This is a genomic window from Geomicrobium sp. JCM 19038 (assembly GCF_000698125.1).
Taxonomy (GTDB): domain Bacteria; phylum Bacillota; class Bacilli; order Bacillales; family Marinococcaceae; genus Geomicrobium_A.
In genome coordinates this window covers 1-2,413 of sequence record NZ_BAXA01000030.1, presented here as the reverse complement: position 1 = coordinate 2,413, position 2,413 = coordinate 1, and the positions used below count along the sequence as shown (strand labels likewise).

Annotated in this window: 1 rRNA gene; it reads right to left on the bottom strand. The window is 53.7% G+C overall.

The window, feature by feature from the left end:
* Window positions 1–82: 82 nt before the first annotated feature.
* Window positions 83–2,413 (bottom strand): 23S ribosomal RNA (locus JCM19038_RS20115); the annotation flags it as partial.

The window sequence follows — 2,413 nt, the reverse complement described above, 5'->3', positions numbered from 1 at the left end:
ATGAGAGTTTCGTTCTCTCAAAACTGAATAACGGATTCGCAAGACATTTGACCGGATTTGACCCAGCAACCTTAAAAAGTTTGTGGATAAATCCTCGACCGATTAGTATCTGTCAGCTCCATGTGTCGCCACACTTCCACACCAGACCTATCTACCTGATCGTCTCTCAGGGGTCTTACTCATTTACATGATGGGAAATCTCATCTCGAGGGGGGCTTCATGCTTAGATGCTTTCAGCACTTATCCCTGCCACACGTAGCTACCCAGCGATGCTCCTGGCGGAACAACTGGTACACCAGCGGTGTGTCCATCCCGGTCCTCTCGTACTAAGGACAGCTCCTCTCAAATTTCCAACGCCCACGACGGATAGGGACCGAACTGTCTCACGACGTTCTGAACCCAGCTCGCGTGCCGCTTTAATGGGCGAACAGCCCAACCCTTGGGACCTACTTCAGCCCCAGGATGCGACGAGCCGACATCGAGGTGCCAAACCTCCCGTCGATGTGGACTCTTGGGGGAGATTAGCCTGTTATCCCCAGGGTAGCTTTTATCCGTTGAGCGACGGCCCTTCCATACGGTGCCGCCGGATCACTAAGCCCGACTTTCGTCCCTGCTCGACTTGTAAGTCTCGCAGTCAAGCTCCCTTCTGCCTTTGCACTCTTCGAATGATTTCCAACCATTCTGAGGGAACCTTTGGGCGCCTCCGTTACTCTTTAGGAGGCGACCGCCCCAGTCAAACTGCCCACCAGACACTGTTCCTGAACCGGATCACGGTTCGAGGTTAGGATTTCAACACAGCAAGGGTAGTATCCCACCAGCGCCTCCACCGAAGCTAGCGCTCCGGTTTCCAAGGCTCCTACCTATCCTGTACAAGCTGTGCCCAAACCCAATATCAAGCTGCAGTAAAGCTCCATGGGGTCTTTCCGTCCTGTCGCGGGTAACCTGCATCTTCACAGGTACTATAATTTCACCGGGTCTCTCGTTGAGACAGTGCCCAAGTCGTTGCACCTTTCGTGCGGGTCGGAACTTACCCGACAAGGAATTTCGCTACCTTAGGACCGTTATAGTTACGGCCGCCGTTTACTGGGGCTTCAATTCGAACCTTCGCCGAAGCTAAGTCCTCCTCTTAACCTTCCAGCACCGGGCAGGTGTCAGCCCCTATACTTCGTCTTACGACTTCGCAGAGACCTGTGTTTTTGATAAACAGTCGCTTGGGCCTTTTCACTGCGGCTCCCCAGGGCTATTCACCCCAAGGAGCACCCCTTCTCCCGAAGTTACGGGGTCATTTTGCCGAGTTCCTTAACGAGAGTTCTCCCGCGCGTCTTAGAATTCTCATCCCATCTACCTGTGTCGGTTTGCGGTACGGGCACCTGTCTCCTCACTAGAGGCTTTTCTCGGCAGCGGAGGATCAGGGACTCAAGGGCGCTATGCCTTTCGCGGTCACGACTCAGCCTTATGTGTTGGACGGATTTGCCTATCCAACGGCCTCGTACGCTTCGACGCACATCCAATTGTACGCTCTCCCTACCTTTCTGCGTCCCCCCATTGTTCAAACAGAGACAAGGTGGTACTGGAATTTCAACCAGTTTGCCATCGCCTACGCCTTTCGGCCTCAGCTTAGGACCCGACTAACCCTGAGCGGACGAGCCTTCCTCAGGAAACCTTAGATTTTCGACGGAAGGGATTCTCACCCTTCTTTTCGCTACTCATACCGGCATTCTCACTTCTGTACGCTCCAGCTGTCCTCACGGTCAACCTTCTCTGCCTACAGAACGCTCCCCTACCCAACTCCTAAGAGTTGCCACAGCTTCGGTGGTGTGTTTAGCCCCGGTACATTTTCGGCGCAGCGTCACTCGACCAGTGAGCTATTACGCACTCTTTCAATGGTGGCTGCTTCTAAGCCAACATCCTGGTTGTCTAAGCAACGCCACATCCTTTCCCACTTAACACACACTTTGGGACCTTAGCTGGTGATCTGGGCTGTTTCCCTCTTGACGACGGATCTTAGCACTCGCCGTCTGACTCCCGGTCATAAATCACTGGCATTCGGAGTTTGACTGAACTCGGTAATCCGGTAGGGACCCTCATCCAATCAGTGCTCTACCTCCAGGATTCTCAAAACCGAGGCTAGCCCTAAAGCTATTTCGGGGAGAACCAGCTATCTCCGTGTTCGATTGGCATTTCACCCCTACCCACACCTCATCCCCGCAGCTTTCAACCTACGTGGGTTCGGGCCTCCAGTCGGTGTTACCCGACCTTCACCCTGGACATGGGTAGATCACACGGTTTCGGGTCGACGTTCACGTACTATTTCGCCCTATTCAGACTCGCTTTCGCTGCGGCTCCGTCTCTTCAACTTAACCTTGCACGTACACGTCACTCGCCGGTTCATTCTACAAAAGGCACGCCATCA